Annotated in this window: 5 protein-coding genes; all 5 read left to right on the top strand. The window is 43.4% G+C overall.

All coding sequences use genetic code 11. From position 1 onward, the window contains the following. The first annotated feature begins 9 nt into the window (after positions 1 to 9). The 5 genes from HUU81_RS16475 to HUU81_RS16455 all read left to right on the top strand — a co-directional run bounded on the left by HUU81_RS16475 (position 10) and on the right by HUU81_RS16455 (position 25,802). The gene (locus HUU81_RS16475; RefSeq protein WP_199609987.1) at positions 10 to 1,692 is read left to right on the top strand and encodes a cyclic peptide export ABC transporter; all 1,683 of its coding nucleotides are present in this window, start codon (positions 10 to 12) and stop codon (positions 1,690 to 1,692) included. Positions 1,693 to 1,855: 163 nt separating this feature from the next. After that, a complete protein-coding gene (locus HUU81_RS16470) occupies positions 1,856 to 11,629 on the top strand; it encodes a non-ribosomal peptide synthetase (protein WP_199609986.1) in 9,774 nt (3,257 codons plus the stop codon). Next, on the top strand, positions 11,629 to 13,071 hold the full coding sequence (locus tag HUU81_RS16465; protein ID WP_199609985.1) for a hypothetical protein: 1,443 nt from the start codon (positions 11,629 to 11,631) through the stop codon (positions 13,069 to 13,071). The genes HUU81_RS16470 and HUU81_RS16465 overlap by 1 nt, the downstream gene beginning before the upstream one ends. An 18-nt stretch (positions 13,072 to 13,089) precedes the next feature. Further along, the gene (locus HUU81_RS16460; RefSeq protein ID WP_199609984.1) at positions 13,090 to 17,616 is read left to right on the top strand and encodes a MupA/Atu3671 family FMN-dependent luciferase-like monooxygenase; all 4,527 of its coding nucleotides are present in this window, start codon (positions 13,090 to 13,092) and stop codon (positions 17,614 to 17,616) included. Further along, on the top strand, positions 17,613 to 25,802 hold the full coding sequence (locus tag HUU81_RS16455) for a non-ribosomal peptide synthetase (RefSeq protein WP_199609983.1): 8,190 nt from the start codon (positions 17,613 to 17,615) through the stop codon (positions 25,800 to 25,802). Before HUU81_RS16460 ends, HUU81_RS16455 begins: the two co-directional genes overlap by 4 nt. Position 25,803 lies beyond the last annotated feature (1 nt).

Below are 25,803 nucleotides of genomic sequence, written 5' to 3'. Positions count from 1 at the left end.
TACAATACAATGAAACTGTTTTCTACATTTAGCCAAAAAGCACCTAATAAGGTTTTTATCTCCATTGTGTTGGGGGCGTTATCAGGGGTTAGTTATGCCTTCTTAATTCCGATTGTGATGATGAGTTTAGCTGATCATCCGCAAGGGTTAAGCGCGGTTGATCAAAACGTGCAAAGCGTGCTGTCGGTAGACGTACAAAATTACGAACTAGCGGTACTGTTTTTCTTCACTTGCTTGTTTATTTTAGTGGCTCGCTCTATTTCGCAAATCACCTTAATTCGTATTTCGATTGATGTGATTAAAGATTTACGTGAACATATTTATCGTAAAATCATGAAAGCACCTATTCGTGACCTAGAAAGAATGGGATCAGCTAAGCTAGTGGCTACCATAGCAACCGATGTACAACGCATCGTTATGGGCGCAAGAATGTTGCCAGATTTACTGGTTAATATTGTTACCCTGATGGGCACACTTGGTTTCTTACTGTACTTAAACTCTAAAGTGTTTGTGTATGTGATTAGTGCCATTGGTTTTGGTGTGGTGACGTATCAAATTCCGATGATTTTTGGTAACCGTTTTTTTGCAAAAGCACGTAATCACATGGATGACCTACAAGAAGCAATTCGTGGCTTAATTTATGGTGCAAAAGAACTTAAGTTAGCGGGCAATAAGTCTGATAGCTACTTTAATGATGTGTTGCTAAAAACGGAAAAAACGGTACTCGATTTTGATAAAAAAGGTTTTACTATTGTACGTGCGGCCATGAATTATGGCGATCTAATTAGCTTTTTTGTGATTGGTTTCGTGACTTATATTTTTATTAATTACCACTCGATCACATCACAAGAGCTAATTGGTACCATCATGGCGCTACTGTATGTCACTGCACCCGTGGCAGTGATATTAAGCTTTATTCCTCAAATCTTTTTAGCGCGGGTGTCATTGCGCAAAGTCAATGCATTATTAGATGAAATTCCGAGTGAAGACATTAATGAAACAGTGTCTGAGCTGCCTAAATGGCAAACGATTAAGTTTGATAATGTGCATTATCAGTATTCAAATAGCGAAGATCGTAAATTCGCGGTTGGTCCAGTGAGCTTTGAAATTGAAAAAGGCGAAATTACCTTCTTAATCGGCGGTAATGGCTCTGGTAAATCAACATTAGCTAAAGTTATTTCACTTTATTATCAGCCAAGCGGTGGTCGTATTTTATTTGGTAATACTGAAGTAAATAGTGACACATTAAAATCTTGCCGTGAGCGAGTGAGCGCAATCTTTACTGATTTTTATCTATTCGATCGTATTTTAGGTGTTAATTCAAAAGTCAGCGATGACGTTGTTAACCAATACCTTAAAGAGCTTAAGCTGGAAGATAAGGTAACGGTAAAGAATGGTAACTTCTCAACCATTCATCTTTCGGACGGACAACGTAAACGTCTTGCCTTATTAATTGCGTTCTTAGATGACAATGAATTGTACTTGTTTGATGAGTGGGCGGCAGACCAAGATCCTATGTTTAAAGATGTGTTCTATTACCAGATTTTGCCTAACTTAAAAGCGCAAGGTAAGGCTATTGTGGTGATAAGTCATGACGATAGATATTTTGATATTGCAGATAAAACCATTGTGCTTAATGAAGGTAAGTTGTCACATATTGAATATGGCAGTAAGGCACAGAAAGTATCTTAGTCATGTATTCAGTTAAATAAGTACATAGCCTGAGCGTAAGGTATGTCAATCATCATGTAGTTATGGCGTCAATCGTATAAGTAACTACATGATGAACAGTACTTCAAAGAATAATAAGCCTGTTTACAGGTAAATAAGTATGTGTGTTAAAGGCAGAAATTTCATGGAAACAAAGATATATCCGCTAAGTCTTAGTCAACGCGATATATATTTCGATCAGTTGCACCGCATGAATAACCCTATGTACAACATAGGTGGTTATATGACTTTAGCCGAGCTAGATATTGCTAAATTAGAAGCTGCGCATAAAACGCTAGTGGAAAGTTATGCTGCATTTGGTGTAAGAGTAAAAAGTGGCGATACTGACGTATATCAATATATTACGGAGCAGCGCACTACGTGTTTACCACTGATAGACTTTTCTCAGCATGAGAACCCGTCGGCAGCGGCTGATGAGTGGTTAACGGCGCTGTTTGAAACGCCGATTAACATACACGAGTCTGAATTATTTAAAGCGTATTTATTAAAACTATCAGAGCAAGAATATCGCTACATTGGTTTAGCACATCACTTAATTATGGACGGTTGGGGATTTGCTAATTGGACCTATGATTTATGCTGTTTTTATAACGGAGATATTCCTAAAGGCAATGATAAGTGGCTAGAAACGATTGAAAAAGAGCAGCAATATCTAACCTCAGCGAAATATGAAAAAGACCAAGCCTTTTGGCACCAGCATTGTGCGCAACTGGGAGAAAAATTATTTACGCCGTTTTACCAAACTCAATTTGAAAAGAAAAAAACACCTAGTGGCCGCTCGATTACCCGATTAAATAAAGCGGACTTTGATGGACTGGTTGCACTTAGCAAAACCCACCAATTAGGGCTGGCGCAGTTATTATTAGCATGTACGGCATCTTACTTTGCCAACACGTATCAAGTTGAGCACTTTACCTTTGGTATTCCGTCTCATAACCGTAAAGGGTTTCAAGAAAAGTCATCTATTGGTGTATCCGTGGGTGTTAACCCACTTAATATTCAATTATCTCGAGACATGCCGTTGTTGCAATTGGCCAAACAGTTAGGTTTACAGCAAAAGCAGGCATTTAGGCACCAACGCTTCCCGATGGGCCATGTTATTTCACAATTAGACGGATTAACCGATAAATCTGAATTGTATGAAGTGGGCTTTAATTATTTAAAATTGGATAGCCAACTCAACTTTAATGGTCACCGTGCCAAACTAGTATATTTAAGCAATAACCATGAGACGACGCCTCTGCTATTAACCATTTGGGATTATGGTGATGAAGGCATGGTGGAATTGCAGCTTGATTACAGTCATGCGTATTTTACGGAACAAGAAGCAGAGTTAGTTGGTAAACGTTTACAATTTACCATTGAGCAAATGGTTAAAAACCCTGATGCTAGCGTAAATCAATTAAAGGTAGTGCCGCCTTGTGAAAGGCAACTCATTACACAGTTTACTCATGGCCAACATATTTCCCTGAATCCCAATACAACACTGATAGATTTGTTTGAGCAAACCGTTAAACAGCACCGACATAGCACGGCTGCCGTTTTTAACGAGCAGCAACTCACTTACCAGCATTTACAACAACAAGCTGATCAGGTCGCTGCGTTTTTACAAGCACAAGGTATAAAAAGTGGCGCCTCGGTAGGGGTGTGTTTGCAGCGTGGCCTCAGTATGCTGAGTACTATTTTAGGTATTATGAAAACAGGCGCGACTTATATTCCGCTGGATCCAAATTACCCAAGTAGTCGTTTGCAACACATCATCAATGACAGTCATATTCAACATGTTATGACCGAAACGGATACCCGCGCTTTACTGAAGACATTTAATGATGTCAGTTTACATCTTGTTGCAGACATTTTGGCAAATACAAACGACGCTGATATGCCGGGGCCGTTTGTGGCGCCACAAATTGCTGCAAACGACGTTGCTTATGTAATATACACGTCTGGCTCGACTGGTTTACCTAAAGGGGTAGAGATCACTCATCAAAATGCCGTGGCAATGGTTGAGTGGGCAATGCAGCAATATACCCAACAGCAGCTCAGTAATGTGCTAGTTTCAACGTCACTTAATTTTGACTTATCGATATTTGAAATCTTTGTCCCGTTGAGTGTGGGGGGATGCTGCGTTGTCGTGAAAGATGCATTGGCACTGCTCGATGCTGACTTTACGACTACATTACAGCAGTGTCACAATATCGAACTTAGCTTAATTAATACCGTGCCTTCAGCAATGAAAGCACTGCTTGAAATGAACGCGATACCGTCATCGGTAAGTGTTGTTAATTTAGCGGGTGAAGCCTTAGCAAAAACAGTGGTTAATGATATTTTAATCACCACGAAGGTTAAGCAAGTGTATAACTTGTATGGCCCATCTGAAGATACAACCTATTCAACCTTTGCCGTATTTGATAAGCCTCTTACAGTGTCACCTAGCATTGGTTGCCCAATTGCAAATACGCAAGCATATATTGTAGCTTCAGATGAGCAAATACAGCCGTTAGGCATTCCAGGTGAACTGTATTTATCAGGAGCCGGTGTTGCTAAACAGTACCGCAATAACGCGCTATTAACCGCAGAAAAGTTTGCGCCATGTCAGGCCGCAGGCAATCACATTGCATATCGCACTGGTGATTTAGTGCGTTTAACTACACTAGGTCAACTTGAGTTTCTGGGACGCTTAGATCATCAAGTAAAAGTCCGAGGGTTTCGCGTTGAGTTAGGTGAAATTGAGCATCAGCTAAACCGCTTACCCAGCATTAAAGAGTCGATTGTGGTCGTGCATGGTGAATACGAAGATGCACAATTAATTGCTTACGTTGTAGCGGATGACAATGCTCAAGAAAACCAGCAAGTAGCTGATATTGAGGGAGAGCAGATCTTATCCACATTGGCCAATGTACTGCCAGATTATATGGTGCCAACAATCATCACCGTATTGCCTAGCATGCCACTTACGCCCAACGGAAAAATTGATCGCAAAGCATTAACCGCAATGCCAATTAAACCGATGGCGGTGGGTACTAGCAATCAATCATTGCATACATCAACAGAAAAACAGCTCGCTGGCATTTGGTCTGACGTATTAGGTGTGCAAGAGCTTGGCAGGTATAGTGACTTCTTTACGTGTGGTGGGCATTCATTGTTAGCCATTCGTTTATTGACGCGTATTGGCGAGCAATTTTTAATTGCGATGACGCTACCTGACTTATTTCAGCATGCATCACTTTATGAAATGGCTGCATTTATTGATGCAAGCCAATGTCAGCCTCAACATGGCATCAATAACACGGCTATTGAAGCCGCACCACAATATGCAGACATCCCATTATCGCAACAGCAAGCGGGATTATGGTTATTAGAACAAGCGCAAGGGCCAAGCGCAAAATATAATATGACCATTGCATTAACGCTGACAGGTCAATTAGATGTACATGCTATGGAGCAGGCGATACGCCAAGTTGCATTAAACCATAAGGTGTTACGCACACAATTGATTGATAGCGAGCTTGGTGTTACCCAACGTTTTTCCGAGCAAGCTAACTTTCCATTTGAATTAAGCCAGCTAGCAAGTGCGCAGAACATTCAAGCGCACGTCACACAAGAAATGGCAACGCCACTCGCGCTTAATAGTAGCAGCTTAATGCGTGCTAAATTATTACGCATTGAGCCAACATGCGGTAACGCAGAAGCAACGCAACATGTGTTATTGATTACGTTGCACCATATTATATGTGATGGCTGGTCGTTAAATATTATTGCCCAAGACTTATCTGCATCTTATGCGCTATCTCTTGATGCTGACCCGTCAATACTAGCCGCTTCAACAGTAGTAAGTATGGAAACGGAAGCGTTAACCTATGCCGATTACGCTTATGCCCAAGCGTCGAGCTTACCTATTAATCAAAAGGACTTGGAATTTTGGCAGGCTAAATTGCAGGGCGCTCCTAAATTACATACGCTACCCGTTATTGGTCCGCGTGTGGCGCAGCAAGCCAGCATGGGGCACAGCATTACCGAAACGCTGAGCGAACAACAATATCAAAAACTGCGAACACTCGCAGCCACATTAAAAGTAACGCCATCTACAATATTACAAGCTGCATATACCATATTATTGTCACGCTGGAGTAATAGTGACGACATCGTGATTGGGGTACCGCACACTGGCCGCGATTTACAGCAAACCCACTCAATGGTGGGCTGTTTTACTAACGTGTTAGCTAATCGTTGTGAACTGGATGTTCAGCAAAGTGTGACTGACTTAATACATCAAGTACATCAAGATTATATATCCACAACTCAGTACGCACATGTGCCACTGAGTAAACTTGTTGAACAGTTAGTCACAGAGCGCAGCCAAAGTTACCACCCGTTAGTGCAGCTACTATTTAATTATCAAGAAGTATCTGAGCGAACGATTGCATTTGAAGGGCTTGATACAGCGCTTATCGATGTTGAAGAAACGAATATTCGTTTCGATTTGGAGCTACATGTTGAGCATGATGGTCATGCCATGGCACTCAAGTGGCTATATGCAGATGGGCTATTTGAACCTGCTTTAATGCAACGCATGGTAGGGAGTTTTGCGGTGTTGTTGGATGCAATGTTAAATACGCCAACAACATCGGTAGGTGCGCTGCCATTAGTGACTGCGGCAGCTAAGCTAGAATCGGTTGAGGCAGGTGCGTCGACTTCGGCAATGCATTTAACTGAATTAGTGACGCAGCAAGCACAGAAAAACCCTGATGCAATTGCGGTGTCAGCGGTGAATGAGCAGTTAAGTTATGCCGACTTAGAATTAAGAACAAATCAATTAGCTGGGCACTTAATTGAGAGCGGTGTTCAGCTTGGTGATGCTGTAGGGGTATCACTTGATCGTGATAGCCATCTGATTATTGCTGTGTTAGCAATATTGAAAGCGGGCGCACATTATATTCCACTTGATCCAAGTTACCCGAAAGAGCGCTTAGCCTATATCATTGATGATTGCGCTGCCGTTAATAACGGTAAGATGCATGTTATATGCAATCAGCATCATCAAGCACTATTTACGGCAACGGATGACGTTCAACTGCATGATGTTAATTCAGTGACGTCGCATTTAGCGGAGTCTATTGCACAAACTAACACTGATTTAGCTCAGCGCTTATCGGCAATAAATGCTGAACATTTGGCATATGTTATTTATACCTCTGGCTCAACGGGTAAGCCCAAAGGAGTCGAAATAAGGCATCGCAACGCATTGGCGTTGGTAGAATGGGCGTTAGCATATTTCAAGCCGAGTGATTTGCGTGCAGTATTGGCGAGTACGTCACTTAACTTTGATTTGTCAGTGTTTGAGATTTTTGTGACGCTAGCCGCAGGTGGTCAATGTGTTGTTGTCAAAGATGCGTTAAGCTTACTCGATAGCACCTATACAAATAATACGATAGACATTAGTTTGATTAACACTGTGCCTTCAGCAATGAAGGTGTTATTAGAGCAGGGAGCCGTTCCTGCATCGACTCAGGTAATTAATTTAGCGGGTGAGCCGTTAAGCGCGTCGGTCGTTAATCACATATTAGCCACCACGTCTGTTCATGCGGTTTATAATCTTTATGGCCCATCAGAAGATACAACTTACTCTACGGTAGCTAAATTTACTTCACCTATGAATCAAGCGCCAACGATAGGTCAGCCGATATCACAAACGCAAGCTTATGTAGTTGCTCAAGGCGGTCAACTTCAGCCTGCTGGTGCGCCGGGCGAGTTATATTTAGGCGGCGAAGGTGTGGCGAAAGGTTATCGTGGTTTGGCTAAGATGACAGCAGAGAAATTTGTTGATAATTATTTTGATGCAACGCCAAATGGAAGCAAGCTGTATAAAACAGGTGACTTAGTGCGTTATAACGAAGCGCATCAGCTTGAGTTTTTAGGGCGTACTGACTACCAAGTTAAGCTAAGAGGCTTCCGTATTGAATTAGGTGAAATTGAAGTAGGCTTGCAGCAATTAGCATTAGTGAAAGAAGCCGTAGTCACCGTGCTGGAGAGCAAACAGGATGATCAGCAGCTAGTCGCGTACATCACGTTAGAAGAGATAAGCGACGAGCAAGCCAGCCAGATTTACGCTGAACCGTTACAGTTAAACCAGACATTAAGCGAATTTGTGCCAGATTACATGTTGCCGCAACATATAATGGTTTTGGATACGCTGCCATTAACGCCTAATGGCAAGATAGATCGTAAATCACTGCCTGTACCAAGTATTAACCAACATGCAAGTGCCGAAAGTACGGAACACTCTGCAACACGTATTCAACTGCCAACATCGGAGTTAGAGCAGCAAATAGCAACGATTTGGCAGCAATTATTGGGTCGAGACTCAATCAGTATTACCGATAACTTTTTTGCAATTGGTGGCCACTCTTTACTGGCTGCGCGCATGGTGCATTTAGCCGCACAACAATACAATATTCAAGTAAAGCCGCAATGGGTTTATAAAGCACAATCGATAGCTGAATTAGCGAAGGTTATTGAGCAACACCAAGATAACCACATACGTGTAAACTCAGAACATAAAGCTGATAGTGAGAAGGTATCGTCACTAACTCCATTAGCCGCTCAGCGATTAACATCGGCACCGTTATCCAGCTCGCAGTATCGTATTTGGTTTATTGAACAACTCAAAGGGGCAACCACAGAGCACAATATCGTCGGCGGTATATGGTTGCAGGGTAACGTTACACAACAACAAGTTGGGTCGTGCTTAGCGCAACTGGCTGAACGTCATCCAATATTGAAAATGCAGCTACAATTACGCGATCATCAACCCTCTCAAAAGATTAATCCAGACTTTTGTCCTCAGCTTAATTATCACGACTGTACAGCTGAATATCATATTGAAAATGCTCGGCAGCAACTTGTTACAGCGCATAGTGAGCATGTGTTTAACATTAATGCAGCCGCAACGGACGCACAGACACCGCAAAACGCGGAATTATGGTCTGCCCTGATGATTCAAGTAGCGCCAGAACGCGCATTCTTACATTTTAATTTTCATCATCTATTGATAGATGGTTGGTCGTTAAGCTTATTTGTTCAAGATTTACTGCAATTACTCAACCAACAACAGCTCAGCGCTGAAGGCGAGCGAGTAGACTATTTTGATTATGCACATTGGCAGCAACAGCAGTTGGCCAGCCAAACAATGGCCGACTCTTTAGCATTCTGGCAATCGTATTTGAAAGGGTGTAATGACGGAATCAGTTTGCCGTTTGATGCGCCAACAGAGGCAGAGCTAGATGAAACTGAATACACGATAACGCTAGATAATGAGTTGACCGTTGCGCTTGGTGAATTAGCGAATAAGCATAATGGCAGCTTAGTTAACGTATTGCACAGTGGTTTAGCTTTATTATTGGCGCGTTTAACGGGTGAGCTAGACATTAATATAGGGATCCCCGTTTCAGGGCGTATGCAGTCTGCGATAGCGCAGACTGTCGGTAATTTTATTAATAACTTGCCACTACGCAGTCAGTTAACCCTGCAACAATCATTTGTCAGCTTGTTACAGCAGGAAATTGAAAATAGTCACCAAGTGCTTGCGCATCAGGATGTGCCATTTGAAAGTATCTTAGAGCAGCATGAGGGCGTAAGAGGGCAAGGAACAGCAAGTACACCGTTATTCCAAGTGTTCTTCAACATGCTTAATTTACCAACGATCAATACGCAAGATGAAAACGCCGCGGTGACAGCAGACATCGAAATAAGTAATACGGCAGCAAGTAAATTTGATTTAACCCTGTATGTGCAACCTGTTGAAGAAAACGATGAGCAAAGCACCGTCATTCGTTTTAATTACAATACCAGCAAGTTTGCGCGTTCATCGATAGTCATGTTTGCCCAGCAGTATGTTGCGCTATTGCAGCAGATAATTATGCAGCCTGATATGCCATGTGGAGCATATTCACTAACGCCTTCAATGATTAACCAATATAGTGATGATGAACGACTAAGCAATGTATCACTGCCAGATATGGCGCAGCCATTGGATATGCCATGGCCAGGCTCGGTGACAGACTTAATTGCGCAGCAAGCACAAACCCAACCCAATGCGGTTGCAATAGAGCACCTTAATCGTCAGTGGACCTACAAAGAGGTTGATAACATCACCAGTGGTATCGCGCAGCAGTTGCAAATACAAGGGGTAACTGCCGGCGATACAGTCGCGATTGCGACAACACGTACCGACTTACAAGTGTGTGCGACGCTCGCTGTATTAAAGCTGGGCGCAGCTTTTGTGATGATGTCAGCCAACTGGCCAGCAGAGCGCAGTCATCATATTGTGTCTATGAGCCAAGCGAAGGTGATTATCACACTAGATCAAAATGGCGCGGACTATGCGAAACAATTATCGCGTGGCATTATCGTGGCACTAGATGCCGAGCAGCTTCAAGCTTATAGCATAACGGCTTATCCAGACGTAGCCTATAATGTGCAACCCGATGATACGGCGTACATTGCGTTTACCTCGGGCACTGAAGGAAAGCCAAAAGGCGTAAAAGGCAGCCATCGCTCGTTAACGCAATTTAATGCGTGGATGTCGCAAGCGTTTAACTTAACTCACACTGATCGCTTTGGCATGTTATCTGGATTGGTGCACGACCCATTACATCGCGATATGTTCACGCCACTTATGCTAGGTGCCACGTTGGTTGTACCGACGCAATCCGAGTTTGAATATGACCGTTTAGGGCGCTGGCTAATTGAGCAGCGCATCAGCGTATTGCACTTAACGCCAAGTTTAGGGGCGCTCATTGCACAGACATCGGCCACTCAAACTATATCGTCGCTGCATTGCTGTTTCTTTGTTGGCGAGAAGCTAACTAAAGCGCATGTTAGCCAATTTAAGCAGTTTGCGCCTAATATGCAGATAGTTAACCTTTATGGTTCCACGGAAACCAGTCGTGCTGTTGGTTATTACGTGATTAAGTCTGACAGCCATGTTGATGACTTGCCTGATGTCTCACCTGCGGGTGTTGGTGTAAAGGGGGCGCAATTATTAGTATTAAATGATCAGCAACAATTATGTGGCGTTGCGGAACTAGGACAAATAGCAATTCGCAGTCATGGTTTAGCATTAGGGTATTTGCATGATGATGCACTTACAGCGCAACGCTTTATGTGTATAGCAGGGCAACAAGAGCGCTTTTATTTAACGGGCGATTTAGGGCGCTATGACAGCGCTGGCAATGTTATTTGCTTAGGTCGCCGAGACCGACAAGTGAAAATCAGAGGCTTCCGTGTTGAACTCGCTGAGCTTGAGGTGGCCTGTGCAGCCTTACCTACAGTATCGCAATGTGTGGTATTGGCGGATGAGTCATCAGGCGACGTTAAGTTACGTTTATATGTAGTGTTAGCAGCCGATAATGTGGCTGGCGATGAAGTTGATGAGGCTAATGCGTTGATTAATCAGCAGCAAATTCAGTCTGCATTAGCTCAGCAATTACCAGATTATATGAGGCCAGACTCAATGACTGTAGTAGCCGCTATTCCACAAACGGAAAACGGTAAAGTAGATAATCATGCATTACTCGCACTAACAACCACCACATTAGAAGCTGAGGCTGATATTCCGCCTAGCACGCCGTTAGAAAGCCAGCTTTGCCAACTATGGTCGTCAATCTTAGGGGCAGAATCAGTGGGTATTAATCGCAACTTCTTTGATATCGGTGGCAACTCGTTGTTAATGACACAGTTACTTGCCAGATTACAAAGCGATTTTAACGTTACTATCAGCTACCAAGATTTTTTTGAGAATGCTTCAGTACAGGCAGTCGCTGCGGCGATTACGCATCAACAAGCGATACAGCAAGTATTTGCTAAGAATAAAAACAAGAAAAAGGTATTACTCTAATGTCAAAAATGGGATGTGAACAGCCACAGGCTAGCCAACAGGCTCATTCAATCGACATGCTGTTGTCGAAGAAATATAGCGAGCTAGTTGAGTTATTATCGTCTAATCAAAAAGCGCCATTACCTGCGTTTAACTCGGTGCCTCAACAAGATGAGTATCGTAGTTTTGTTGATATGTACGCCACGATTTATACCGTGAACAATGTGCCGCTGATTATTTCAAAGGCATTAGTTGATGAGTTTGATGAAGTTACTGCGTCACTCAGTCGTATTTTCCAAAAGGTTTATATGGTGTATGCGCAGCAAGACGGTAATGCATTTGCCGAGCATATTGGTGAGTCACCGTTATTTTTTGAAATTATGAAAGAATATAAAGTAGACGCGAGAGACATTTTAATGCGTCACGATATTATTATTTCAAAAGGTCAAATCAAGTTAATTGAAATTAATGCGGGTAGCCAAATTGGAGGCTGGCAGGTGGACTTTTTTGAACCTGCGATGCGCGCCATTATGGCGCAAGACGCTACCATGTCGAAGTGGAATGTAAAGTACAAGCCAGCACTGCAAGCGCTATTTGCTTCAGTCATCAATTCAGTTCGCAGACTCAAGCCCAGAGCGCGTGGTAATGTCGTCATCGTGCTAGATCTTGAAAGCAAATATGCTGAAATGAAAAGCATACTTGAAGCGTTGTTTGCCAAGGTCACCCACCATATTTTTGATCACGGCCAGCTATTTTCAATTGGTGCAATTGAAGATCTTAACTATCACGATGATAAAGTGTTTTATCAAGGGGTAGAAATTGATGCGGTGCTGTTATCAACGGAAGAAGAAATTCCACAACAGCCACTAATGCATCTTGTGCGCGCCAATATGGAAGGGCAATGCTATGTACCGGATGCGCCTATTTTTACTTGGATTAATAACAAAAACTTAATGCCTGTGATGCATGAATCAAGAGTACAGCAGTGGTTAACTGCCGACGAAATTGCATTTATTAATAAGTTTGTACCGTGGGGGCAAATTTTAGGGCGTTTTAACGGTTCGCACGATGCTCGCGAAGCATTAAAGAAACGCTTAATCGAGCAACAACAACACCTTGTGTTAAAAAAGGCAAAGTCGTTACAAGGCATCGATGTTGTAGTGGGTAAGTTTACCCCAACCGACACTTGGCTGCGCTATGTAGAGCAGCATATTGATAATCCAGAATGGTTAGCTCAAGAATATTGTGAACCCGATCAAATGACCGGCTTTCTAGCTGATGTGGGAAAAACGTCGTGCTCGCAAGTGTGGGGGATATTCGACTTTGAAAATAGTTATAAAGGTGGCTTTGTACGAGCTGCATGGCAAGGCAGTTGCGCTGATGGCGTAATCAACTCGGCCAAAGGGGCAACAGAGTTTATGTTGTTTGAAGAACAAAAGAAAAATAAAAAAATAGTGTTATAGCAGGGGATGGTGCCACAAATGATGTTGGAAAAAATATTACTGCAATGTGCCGATGAAGGCGTTCAGCTAGACCTAGACGGAAACGAATTAGAGCTTTACTTTGATGATGAAATATCTGACTCGTTACTCGACTTACTGCGTAACAATAAACAAGCGTTAATTGATTATTTAAAGCGCCATCAAAATACTAATGCGTCGTACTTAACGGCTAGTATTGAGACAGTTGATAGCCAGCAACCACAACCCTTGTCGTTCTCTCAGCAAAGGTTATGGTTAATTGAGCAGCTAGACGGCAGCCATTCACAATATAATTTACCAGCCGCATTTGCATTTGAGGGGCAGTTTGATGTGAACGCCGCCAATGCTGCTATGAATCAGATTTTGTCACGCCATCAAGTGCTGCAAAGCAAATTTTCGTCCAGCCAAGGTGTGGTGAGTCAAACGGTTAGCAACACGCACACGTTTACGTTTTCAGAGCATCATGTAGACGATCAGCAGCAAGCTAAGCAGCTACTTTTAGCGCATACTCAAACAGCGTTTAATATTGCAGAAGACTTATTGATAAACGGATGTGTAGCATTCACGTCACCTACTAGTGGTATGATGGCGATTAATATGCACCACATCGTGACCGACGGATGGTCAATTGGTGTATTAGTGAAAGAATTTGTGGCGCTATATCATTCACTGGTAGAACAAAGAGACGCACAGCTGCCTGCATTACCAGTACAATATTTAGATTATGCGAGTTGGCAACACCAGCACCTAACGGCGACAGCATTAGAGCCACAGTTATTTTATTGGCAGAAACAATTAGCCGATTTACCTGCCATCCACAGTTTACCGCTAGATTTTACGCGTCCAGTACAACAATCCTTTACCGGTGACCGAGTTACTTGCACACTGCCTAATCGCATTACTACTGAGCTTAACCAATTAGCGCAAACTCAGAATGTAACGCTGTTTATTTTATTACACACGGCGTTTTCAGTTTTACTCTCTCGTTTTAGTAATCAGCAAGATATTGTGGTGGGCACCCCTGTTGCTAATCGCAGAAAGCCTGAACTAGAAACGCTTATTGGTTATTTTGCCAATACCTTAGTATTAAGGTTGGCAGTTGGTGATGTAACGTTTAGTGAGTTACTTCAACAAGCTAAAACCGTTAATTTGGCCGCGTTGGAAAACCAAGACGTGCCGTTTGAAATGTTAGTTGAGCGTTTATCGCCAGAGCGTACAGCCAGCTACACACCGTTGTTTCAGGTGATGTTTGCGATGAATAACACTGCAGATGCAAGCTTAACGCTACCAAACTTACAACTTACTCAGCTTGATAAATTACATACTGCCGCTAAGTTTGACTTAACCTTAAACGTACGCGAAGCAAATGGTTCACTTGAGCTGGAGTTTGAGTATGCTACGGCATTATTTGAGCAACAAACCATTGCACGCTTAGCAAAAAGTTTTGAATTACTACTTAATGGTATTATTGCATCGCCTCAGCAAGCAGTTAATGCGCTGCCAGTGGTAGCTGACGATGACATCCAGCAAATCACACAATACCTACAGCCACAACACACCGATGTTAAAGAGGCCGACTCGGCATGGTTACATCAACTCATTGAGCAACAAGTTACACAGCAGCCTCAGCAAACAGCCTTGTGTTACGGTCAAACTGAGTGGACTTACGCAGCACTAAATCAACGAGCTAACCAAATTGCCCATTATTTGGTAGCGCAAGGTGTACAAGTTGGACAAAGTGTTGCAGTTGCAATGCCGCGAAGTAATGACATGGTAGCGGTATTATTAGCTGTGCTAAAAGCGGGCGCGCACTATATTCCTTTGGACCCTAAATACCCTGCTGAGCGTTTAAATTATATGTTAAACGACAGTCAATGTGGTTGGTTGATTAGTGACAAAAGCCACACGTTAATGGGGATTAATGAGCAAGCCCAGCGCATTATTTTAACCGATCAGCAAACCAGTGCCGCTATTGGCAGCCAAGCAGGTAGCAATCTTGACTTACCATTAGGTGATAACGCGGAACGTTTGGCGTATGTGATTTACACGTCAGGCTCGACGGGTAAGCCTAAAGGCGTGCAAATAAGCCACGCCAATGTATTAACCTTCCTGAGCGGTATGCAGGATAAGCTAGTGAGCGGGCAAAATGGCAGCAATCGTGTTTGGTTAGCATTAACCAGTATTTCCTTTGATATTTCCGTACTGGAAATATTTGGGGCGTTAGCAAATGGGTTTAATGTTGTTGTCGCCAAAGAACGCGATCACTCTGCATCTACTCAACAGCCTTTGCGCTTAACCAAACCGCTGAATTTCAGCTTGTTTTATTTTGGTAATGACTCGGTGCAGGCGGGCAATAAGTACAGCTTATTACTGGATGGTGCTAAGTTTGCTGATAATAACGGGTTTACTGCGGTATGGACGCCAGAGCGTCACTTTTCAGAATTTGGTGGCATCTATCCAGAACCGAGCGTCACTGGTGCAGCCGTTGCAGCCATTACAAGCAATGTACAAATTCGTGCAGGAAGCTGCGTGTTGCCGTTGCATAACCCAATAAAGGTGGCAGAGCGTTGGTCGGTTATTGACAATTTATCTAATGGTCGCGTAGGGTTAGCGTTTGCTTCTGGGTGGAATGCGAATGACTTTACATTGGCTCCTAATGCTTATCAGCAGCGTTACGAATTATTAGAACAAGGGATCGACACATTCAAACAGTTGTGGCAAGGTAATAGTGTGACTCGCCAAAATGGTGTAGCACAAGACACAACCGTTGAGATTTATCCAAAGCCAATTCAAGCACTGCCAAGTATGTGGATGACAGCAGCAGGCAACCCTGACACCTTCAAGCGTGCGGGCGAATTAGGCTTAAATCTATTAACGCACATGTTAGGGCAAACCTTCGGTGAGTTAGAACAAAAAATTAAGTTGTATCGTGATGCATGGCAAGCAGCAGGGCATCAAGGTGAAGGGCAAGTCACGCTCACGTTGCACACCTATGTAGGTGAAACGGAAGAAGCCACACTAGAAAAAGTGAAAGCACCGTTTAAGCGCTATTTAGCAACGTCACTTAATCTATTAAATTCTGTGCGTCGCAGTGCCGGCAGTGAAGGGGCTGATTTAGATCAAGAGCAAGTATTAGAAGTTGCCTTTAATCGTTACTATAAAACAGCCACTCTGTTTGGCTCAGTTGAGCGGTGTCGCGACATTATTCAACAAGTGGCACAGCTTGATGTTGACGAAATTAGCTGTTTAATCGATTTTGGTATCGACAATGAAAGTGTCTTACAAAGCTTACAGCGTTTAGCGTTATTAAAAGACGACGTTAATATGAGTGTTGCGGACGAGACCGACGAAGAGAGTTCGGTTTCCTTGGCGCAATTAATTGAGCAGCACCAAGTTAGTCACATGCAGTGTACGCCGTCATATTTAGCGAGTTGGTTAGCAACGGTTGAAAAACCAGCGCAATTAGCAAGTTTAAACACCTTATTTGTAGGCGGGGAAGCGTTTCCAGAGTCATTAAAGGCTGCAATTAAACAAAAAAGCGATGCTCGTGTTTTTAATATGTACGGGCCAACAGAAGCTACGGTGTGGAGTAGCTGCCAAGAAGTTGTGGAAAATGAAGTTGTTTCGTTAGGTAAGCCTTTTGCCAACTATCGTTTTTATATTGTCGATAATGCGATGCAGCCTGTCCCTCTGGGGGTAGAAGGTGAGTTACTCATTGCGGGTTCAGCGTTAGCCACAGGGTATTACAAACGTGAAGCACTAACGAATGAGCGTTTTGTTAAAAATAACTTAAGTAGCAGTCCTGCTTTTGCTACCGCTTATAAAACGGGCGACTTAGTTCGGCTGAATAATCAGGGGCAATTACTGTTTGTCGGTCGTAAAGATCATCAAGTTAAATTGCGTGGTTACCGTATTGAGTGTGGTGAGATAGAAACGCACCTTGAGCAATCTGAACAAGTGAAATCGTGTGTGGTAGTAGTGAATGCGCATCCGCAACGAGGGCAATTGCTGGTGGCTTATATCGTTGCCACAACAGATGAGCATGACGAAATTAAAGTGCAACTACAGCAGCAGCTGAAGCAAGCATTACCTAGTTATATGGTGCCAGACTTGTTTGTATTTTTGGCAGAGTTACCAAAAACCAATAATGGAAAAATTAACCGTAATGCGTTACCCGAACCGCAGCAGTTAGCAGTGCAAGAAACGTATGTGGCACCTGAAACAGAGTCAGAGAAGCAGCTGGTACAGATTTGGTCAGATTTATTAAAACTGGATGTGTCGGATATTAGCCGCAATGCAAACTTTTTTGAGTTAGGCGGCCATTCTTTATTACTGATGCGTTTAGTTGGTGAAATACAGGAACAACTAGGACTTACGATCACCATGCGTCAGGCATTTGATGCGCCCGTATTATCAGACCTAGGTTTGGTAGTGGATGTTGCTTATACCGAGAAAGAAGCCATGGACAGTTATAACCAATTAACGCAAGTTGCAACACAGGAAGATGAGAAGGCGTTCACAATATGAATTTAAAGGCATTAATTGATTGGTGTTTGTGTAACAACATTAACCTTGTTCTTGAAGACGGCAATATTCAAATTTATGGCGATAAGTCATTAATTACACCGGATGTACTACACGCATTTAAACAAAATAAGCCAGCGCTAGTTGAATGGCTAAGTGAAAATGCGAAAAAGCAGCACGCCAATCAGACGAGTATTCAACCTTTTCATAGTGAATCTGGGCATTATCCATTGTCATTTGCACAGCAGCGACTGTGGATGGTGGAATCGATAGAAGGTGCAAGCAGTCACTACAATATGCCTGGGGCATTTAAAGTATCGGGTAAGTTTGATACGAACTTAGCCGAACAAGCTTTTGCTGAAATTGTAAAACGACATCAAGTATTAAGAACGCAATTTCATGCAAGCAATGTTGTTGACCTGTCTGGCGAAAGCGCGGCTCCTTATCAAATCATCAATCAGCATCCTGAGTTTTCGTTAACCTTGTTATCTATCTCGGCTACTGATGATCAAGAAGCTCAATTAAGAACACTGGCCAATCAACATGCTAATAGCACATTCGACTTAAGCAAAGACTTACTACTAAAAGTTGCTTTTGTTCGGCTTACTGATGATGAAGGTGTGCTACTGATTAATTTGCATCATATTGCTTCTGATGGTTGGTCGATTAATATATTAGTGAATGAATTTCGCACTTTGTATACCAGCCTAAAACAGCAAACGGTTGCGCAACTGCCAGAGCTACCAGTGCAATATACAGATTATGCTAACTGGCAACGAGAAGCAGAAACGTCGGGTAAATTAGCTGAGTCATTAACCTTTTGGCGTGAGCAACTATCTGGCTTACCGAATGTGCATAATCTGCCGCTGGATATGCCGCGAGGTGCTCATCAAACTTTTACTGCACTGAGTCATATTCAGTGGTTAGATAAAGCGCTATTCGATGAACTGAAACAATTTTGTCAGCAACATAACATTACGTTGTTTATGGCGTTACAAGCGGTATTTGCCGTACTGTTATCGCGTTGGAGTAATGAAAACGACATTGTAATGGCTGTGCCTGTTGCAGGTCGTGAACAATCTGAAGTCAGCCATTTAATTGGTTGCTTTATTAATACCTTAGCGTTTAGAACGCAGCTTGAGCCTCAGCTCACTTTTGCAGAACTATTAGCGCAAACTAAAGAATTCACCTTAAATGCGTTTAGTCATCAGCAGGTGCCGTTTGAATTATTGCTAGATGAACTAAAGCCTGAGCGTAGCTTAGCTTACAACACACTATGCCAAGTGAAGTTATTACTGCAAAACCATGAATTAGACGACTTCCAAATGCACGCAGCTGATTTTACGATCAGTAACTTTGCTTGCTATGACGAGCAAATACGGTTTGATTTAGATCTGAACGTGACAGAGTCAGAGCGAGGGTTGCATTTACAGTGGCAGTTTAAAAAGGACTTATTTCTACCTGAAACGATAGCGCGACTGGGACAAAGTTTCGAGCAACTATTGCGTACTATTTTGCAGCAACCACATTGCAGCATTGCGTCATTACCTTTATCAACGGTACAGCAACAGCAAGCGCTGATAGCCCTAGGTCAAGGTGAACGCAACGCCGTACCTGCTAGCTCAGATACACTGGCGCATTTAGCCGAACAGTTTGCACAACAGGCCGCGCAAACCCCAGATGCAATTGCTGTACGCGACAGCGAATTAAGCCTCAGTTATCAAGAGCTAGATGGGTTAGCTAATCGTTTAAGTCAATGTTTATACGAAGAGCTTATTGAAGATGAAGACCTAGCGCGCGCGCCACGCGTAGGTATTTATTTACCACGCAATGCCGCGTTGATGGTGAGTTTACTCGGTACGCTAAAAGCAGGATGTTGTTATGTGCCATTTGAAGCAAGAAACAGCAAAGGGCGTTTAGGACAAATCATTAAAGATGCCGATATAGCATGTGTTATTACCTGTTCAGACTGGGTAGAAAATCTTCCCGTCGAAGGCATTGATTTACTGTTACTAGACGAACTTACCGAAGACAGTTGGTTACACGATTATGATAGTGATGCGTTAGATGAAGACCAAGTTCGCTATCACAGTAATGACAGTGCTTATGTGATTTACACTTCAGGGTCAACGGGCACCCCGAAAGGCGTTGAAGTGACGCATCATAACGTGATTGATTACTGTGATTATGCACAACGCAGTTACTATCACACAGGATTAATGGGCTCAGTGGTTGTCACGTCACACGGCTTCGACATTACCGTCCCGAGCTTGTACTTACCATTACTGGCAGGTGGCTGTGTTGAACTACTACCACTTGACGATGAGCTCACACACTTAGCTACCCATTTAACAACGTCACATCAGGCTCAACTACTGCGTATGACACCGATGCACGTTAGCGCCTTATTAGAGCTAACAGCAGGTGAGATTGCTGGCCGTCACGTATTTGTAATAGGCGGTGAAAGCTTCCCGGTGAGCGTAGCGAAAGCACTGCAAGCACGTTTCCCAAACAGCCAAATTTTTAACCACTATGGACCATCAGAAACCACCGTAGGGTGTACGATATTTGATGTCAGCCAACACTTAAGTGCACTGAGCTACAGTATTCCGATTGGTCGTGCCATGGCAAATACCCAGCTTTATGTATTGGATGCACAGCAACAGCTGTGTCCTCAAGGCGTCACAGGCGAGTTGTATATTGGTGGTCACGGCGTAGCGAAAGGGTATGTGAATCAAGCAGCACTAACAGCAGAAAAATTCATTGCTAACCCGTTTATCAGTGAGGCAACGAACACCATTGCTCCGCGACTTTATCGCACCGGAGACTTAGTAAGATGGAATGCGCAAGGGCAGCTGGAATATGTGGGCCGTAATGATAATCAAGTAAAAATACGCGGTTTCCGCATTGAGCTAGGCGATATCGAAGCGAGTCTGTATCAACATGAAGCCGTGCGTGAAGCGGTAGTGGATGTGCAAGGTGAAAAAGGCAGCGAACGCCTAATTGCCTTTGTGGTAGCTGGAACGTCAGAGCAGGCAACATTGACAGATGAGTTGATGGCACAACTGAAAGCGAGCTATCCGGATTATATGGTACCAGCGGCGATAGAAGTGTTAGCGGCATTACCGAAAAGTGCCAATGGCAAAATTGACCGCAAGGCGTTACCTGAATTTGACCGTAACGCTTTGCAGCAGGGAGCGTATCAAGCGCCGCGTAATCAAACAGAACAGATATTATGTGACATTTGGCAAGCGCTGTTAAACGTAGAACAAGTCAGCATTAATGATAACTTTTTTAGTTTGGGTGGAGACTCTATTCTTTCCATTCAAATGGCGTCACGCGCTGCTAAACAAGGTTTGAAAGTGAATACGCGTTTGTTATTTGAATATCAAACGATTGCAGAATTAGCGGAGCAAGTTAAAGACACATCAGTTACCGCAACCAGCCAAACGCAGGTGACGGGTGAGCAACGTTTACTACCAATTCAAGCGTCGTTCTTAAACCAAACGATGCAATGTGATGAGCAACACGCACAGTCAGTCGCACATTATAATCAGGCTGTTCTATTAGCATTACCAACACCGATGTCGGCTGATGACTTAGTGGCTATCGCTACGGCGCTGTACCAGCGTCACGATGCCCTAAGATTGGCGTTTGTTAAGGCGGATGCTCGTTGGCAGGCCGTCTATCAAGATGATGAGATCACAACTCAACTTGGCAAAGCGGCTGTGTTTAATGAAGTTAACTCAAGTAATGAAAGCGATAACAGCTGGCTTGCAGCAAGGTGTCAGCATTATCAAGAAAGCTTTGATTTAAGTGAAGGACCATTATTAAAACTGGTGCAGTTGCAAAGCAGTGCAGATGCACCAACTCAACAAACACGCCTGTTTATTGTTGCGCATCACTTAGTGGTTGATGGCGTTTCGTGGCGTATTATTCTTGCTGATCTAGCAAAGGCGCAGCAACAGTTGCAGCGTGGAGAAGTCATCGCGCTAGATAATAAAACCACCTCATTGCAAACATGGGCAGAGCAACTTAATCACTATGCACAAAGCGAGGTATTGCGTACAGAGTTACCATTTTGGCAAGCTCAGCAGAAACCATCCCCCTGCTTATTTGAAGGTAGCAATGATGTACCAGCACAATCACTAGGACTAGCACAGCAAGGCACGGCTAAAGCGTTATCTATTGCGTTATCTGCGCAACAAACGTCAGCATTGTTAACCCAGTGCACCTCTGCCTATAACACCAAAATTAACGAATTATTATTAGCCAGTATTATGTGGGCGAGTCATCAGCTTGATGAAACCGCACAGTTAAAAGTGATGATGGAAGGCCATGGTCGTGAAGACTTGTTTGAAGAGTTAGACATCACAGAGACAGTAGGCTGGTTTACGAGTAAGTACCCAGTACTACTGAATATATCTGGAAAGGATGCTAAACCGAGTATTGCGTCGGTTATCATGCAAGTTAAAGAGCAACTTCGAGCCGTGCCGAACAATGGGATCGGTTATGGTGTGTTAACTCAGTATACCGATGAGCTCGTTGAGCAAGATGACGATCACGCGCTGCTATTTAACTATTTAGGGCAGCTAGATCAATCAGGCAGTGATGATGCTCAGTTTACGCTTTCAAATGAAGGTTGTGGCAATGCGGTGAGTGATCATTATTTGCGTCGCCATCGTATGGGGTTAATCAGCAAAGTGGTTAATCAACAACTTGAGATGACGCTCGACTTTAGCGCGTTACAATATACCACTGAAAGTATGCAGGCATTCTTAGATGCAATTCATGATGCTTTAGGTGATGTTATAGAGCATTGCCAAACACTATCACAGCCGACTTTAACACCGAGTGATTTCATCAGTGACAAGTTTGGTCGTTATTTAACACAACCGTTTGTGACTCAAGCAAACTTAACGCAGTGGCAAACACGTTATCATATCGACAAGTTGTATCCAGCGACCGCGATGCAGCAAGGCATGTTATTTCAAAGTGCTATTTCAGATAACGCCTACATTGCACAAACAGGGGTAACTTTAACCGGTTACTTAGAGCCGAGCTTGTTTCAACAAGCATGGCAGCACGTTATCAATCAACATGACATATTTAAAACAGCATTTGTTGAAACGGACTTACATACGTTGCAATTAGTCGTAAAAGAAGCACGATTAGATTGGCATTATCAAGATTGGTCAGATTACAGTGACCCACAAGTTAGTGCTGCACTAGCAGATTATAAGCAGCAAGATGCCGCGCGTGGTTTTGATGTTACATGTGCGCCGCTAACGCGCATTGCCGTTTTTAAGTTATCAACGAATAGTTTCTATATGTTGTGGAGCTATCATCATGCCTTAATAGATGGTTGGTGCTCGCCACTGATTTATCGTGATGTGATGCAGTATTATCAAGATTTAATTGATTTGCGTCCGCTTCAGGCTGCAAATACTAAGCCTTACCAACACTATATTCAGTGGCTAACGGCACAAAATCAGGATGCGGCAGTAGATTATTGGCAACAGTACTTAAAGAATGCAGAGCCAACGGAGCTAAGCTTACCAGCACCGTCGGTAAATGAGGCAGGATTAAGCACGTCACAGCTCAATTTAGATACCAATGCCAACAGTCAATTAATCGCGTGGGCAAAACAGCACAAAGTCACAGTTAATACCGTATTACAGTTTTTGTGGGGACAAGTACTGAGCCGTTATTGTGGTCGTGACGATGTGATTTTTGGTGCGACCATTTCAGGTCGCCCACCAGAAGTCGCTGGTGTTGAAGATATGATTGGCTTATTCATCAATACCGTGCCTGTAAGAGTGAAAGCCGCACAAAACCTAGCGATCAGTGACGAGCTTCAAACCCTTCAAATTGCTTTTCAAAATAATAATCATTTTGGTTATTTACCGCTAAATAGCATTTATGAAGCGGCTGGGCAGTCTGGTATTGGTCGCTTATTTGATTCCATCATGGTATTTGAAAATTACCCGTTAGACGCTGCGTTAAAGCAAGATGCGTCAGACAGCTTATTAAAGGTATCTCAATTAGATAGCTATATTGATAATGGATTACCGTTAACGCTCAATGTAAGCAGTGGTGCGCAATTGCGTATCAAGTTTGTATATCAAGCGGCAATGTTCAACAAAGAAGACATTAATGCAATGGTTGACCATATGCACCGTTTACTTGATATGTTAACGGCACAAAGTGGTGCTACCTTCACAACACAGCAATTACATACTCAGATGTATACGCAGCAGCAACAGCAAGCGCTGATAGCCCTAGGTCAAGGTGAACGCAACGCCGTACCTGCTAGCTCAGATACATTGGCGCATTTAGCCGAACAGTTTGCACAACAGGCCGCGCAAACCCCAGATGCAATTGCTGTACGCGACAGCGAATTAAGCCTCAGTTATCAAGAGCTAGATGGGTTAGCTAATCGTTTAAGTCAATGTTTATACGAAGAGCTTATTGAAGATGAAGACCTAGCGCGCGCGCCACGCGTAGGTATTTATTTACCACGCAATGCCGCGTTGATGGTGAGTTTACTCGGTACGCTAAAAGCAGGATGTTGTTATGTGCCATTTGAAGCAAGAAACAGCAAAGGGCGTTTAGGACAAATCATTAAAGATGCCGATATAGCATGTGTTATTACCTGTTCAGACTGGGTAGAAAATCTTCCCGTCGAAGGCATTGATTTACTGTTACTAGACGAACTTACCGAAGACAGTTGGTTACACGATTATGATAGTGATGCGTTAGATGAAGACCAAGTTCGCTATCACAGTAATGACAGTGCTTATGTGATTTACACTTCAGGGTCAACGGGCACCCCGAAAGGCGTTGAAGTGACGCATCATAACGTGATTGATTACTGTGATTATGCACAACGCAGTTACTATCACACAGGATTAATGGGCTCAGTGGTTGTCACGTCACACGGCTTCGACATTACCGTCCCGAGCTTGTACTTACCATTACTGGCAGGTGGCTGTGTTGAACTACTACCACTTGACGATGAGCTCACACACTTAGCTACCCATTTAACAACGTCACATCAGGCTCAACTACTGCGTATGACACCGATGCACGTTAGCGCCTTATTAGAGCTAACAGCAGGTGAGATTGCTGGCCGTCACGTATTTGTAATAGGCGGTGAAAGCTTCCCGGTGAGCGTAGCGAAAGCACTGCAAGCACGTTTCCCAAACAGCCAAATTTTTAACCACTATGGACCATCAGAAACCACCGTAGGGTGTACGATATTTGATGTCAGCCAACACTTAAGTGCACTGAGCTACAGTATTCCGATTGGTCGTGCCATGGCAAATACCCAGCTTTATGTATTGGATGCACAGCAACAGCTGTGTCCTCAAGGCGTCACAGGCGAGTTGTATATTGGTGGTCACGGCGTAGCGAAAGGGTATGTGAATCAAGCAGCACTAACAGCAGAAAAATTCATTGCTAACCCGTTTATCAGTGAGGCAACGAACACCATTGCTCCGCGACTTTATCGCACCGGAGACTTAGTAAGATGGAATGCGCAAGGGCAGCTGGAATATGTGGGCCGTAATGATAATCAAGTAAAAATACGCGGTTTCCGCATTGAGCTAGGCGATATCGAAGCGAGTCTGTATCAACATGAAGCCGTGCGTGAAGCGGTAGTGGATGTGCAAGGTGAAAAAGGCAGCGAACGCCTAATTGCCTTTGTGGTAGCTGGAACGTCAGAGCAGGCAACATTGACAGATGAGTTGATGGCACAACTGAAAGCGAGTTATCCGGATTATATGGTACCAGCGGCGATAGAAGTGTTAGCGGCATTACCGAAAAGTGCTAATGGTAAAATTGACCGCAAGGCGCTGGCTAACTTAGCGGAGCAACAAGCTGGCGCGCGCTTTGTGGCAGCCAGCACCGAAACGCAAAGCAAACTGGTTGCAGTGTGGAGTGAGTTACTAAACATAGATGAAGTCAGCGTTGAAGCTAGCTTCTTCGAGTTAGGGGGGAACTCAATCACCGCAATGCGTCTAGTGAATAGAATTAATAACGATTTCGCAGTCACAATTACACTACAGGCGTTGATGGACGAACAAACGATTGCTCGTTTAGCAGATCTGATTGACAGCGCCAAATTGATAGAACAAAAAATGACAGAGCAGGCTGACTCAGAAAGCCAGTTTGACATGGAGTGGTAAC

Source organism: Flocculibacter collagenilyticus (assembly GCF_016469335.1).
Taxonomy (GTDB): Bacteria; Pseudomonadota; Gammaproteobacteria; order Enterobacterales; family Alteromonadaceae; genus Flocculibacter; species Flocculibacter collagenilyticus.
Note: the sequence above shows the minus strand (reverse complement) of the source record. Positions and strands in the feature narration are given on the sequence as shown.

Excerpts from the sequence above, each read along its gene's own strand:
- HUU81_RS16455 (WP_199609983.1), top strand. The coding sequence starts at position 17,613 with ATGAATTTAAAGGCATTAATTGATTGGTGTTTGTGTAACAACATTAAC.
- HUU81_RS16470 (WP_199609986.1), top strand. The coding sequence starts at position 1,856 with ATGGAAACAAAGATATATCCGCTAAGTCTTAGTCAACGCGATATATAT.
- HUU81_RS16475 (WP_199609987.1), top strand. The coding sequence starts at position 10 with ATGAAACTGTTTTCTACATTTAGCCAAAAAGCACCTAATAAGGTTTTT.
- HUU81_RS16465 (WP_199609985.1), top strand. The coding sequence starts at position 11,629 with ATGTCAAAAATGGGATGTGAACAGCCACAGGCTAGCCAACAGGCTCAT.
- HUU81_RS16460 (WP_199609984.1), top strand. The coding sequence starts at position 13,090 with ATGATGTTGGAAAAAATATTACTGCAATGTGCCGATGAAGGCGTTCAG.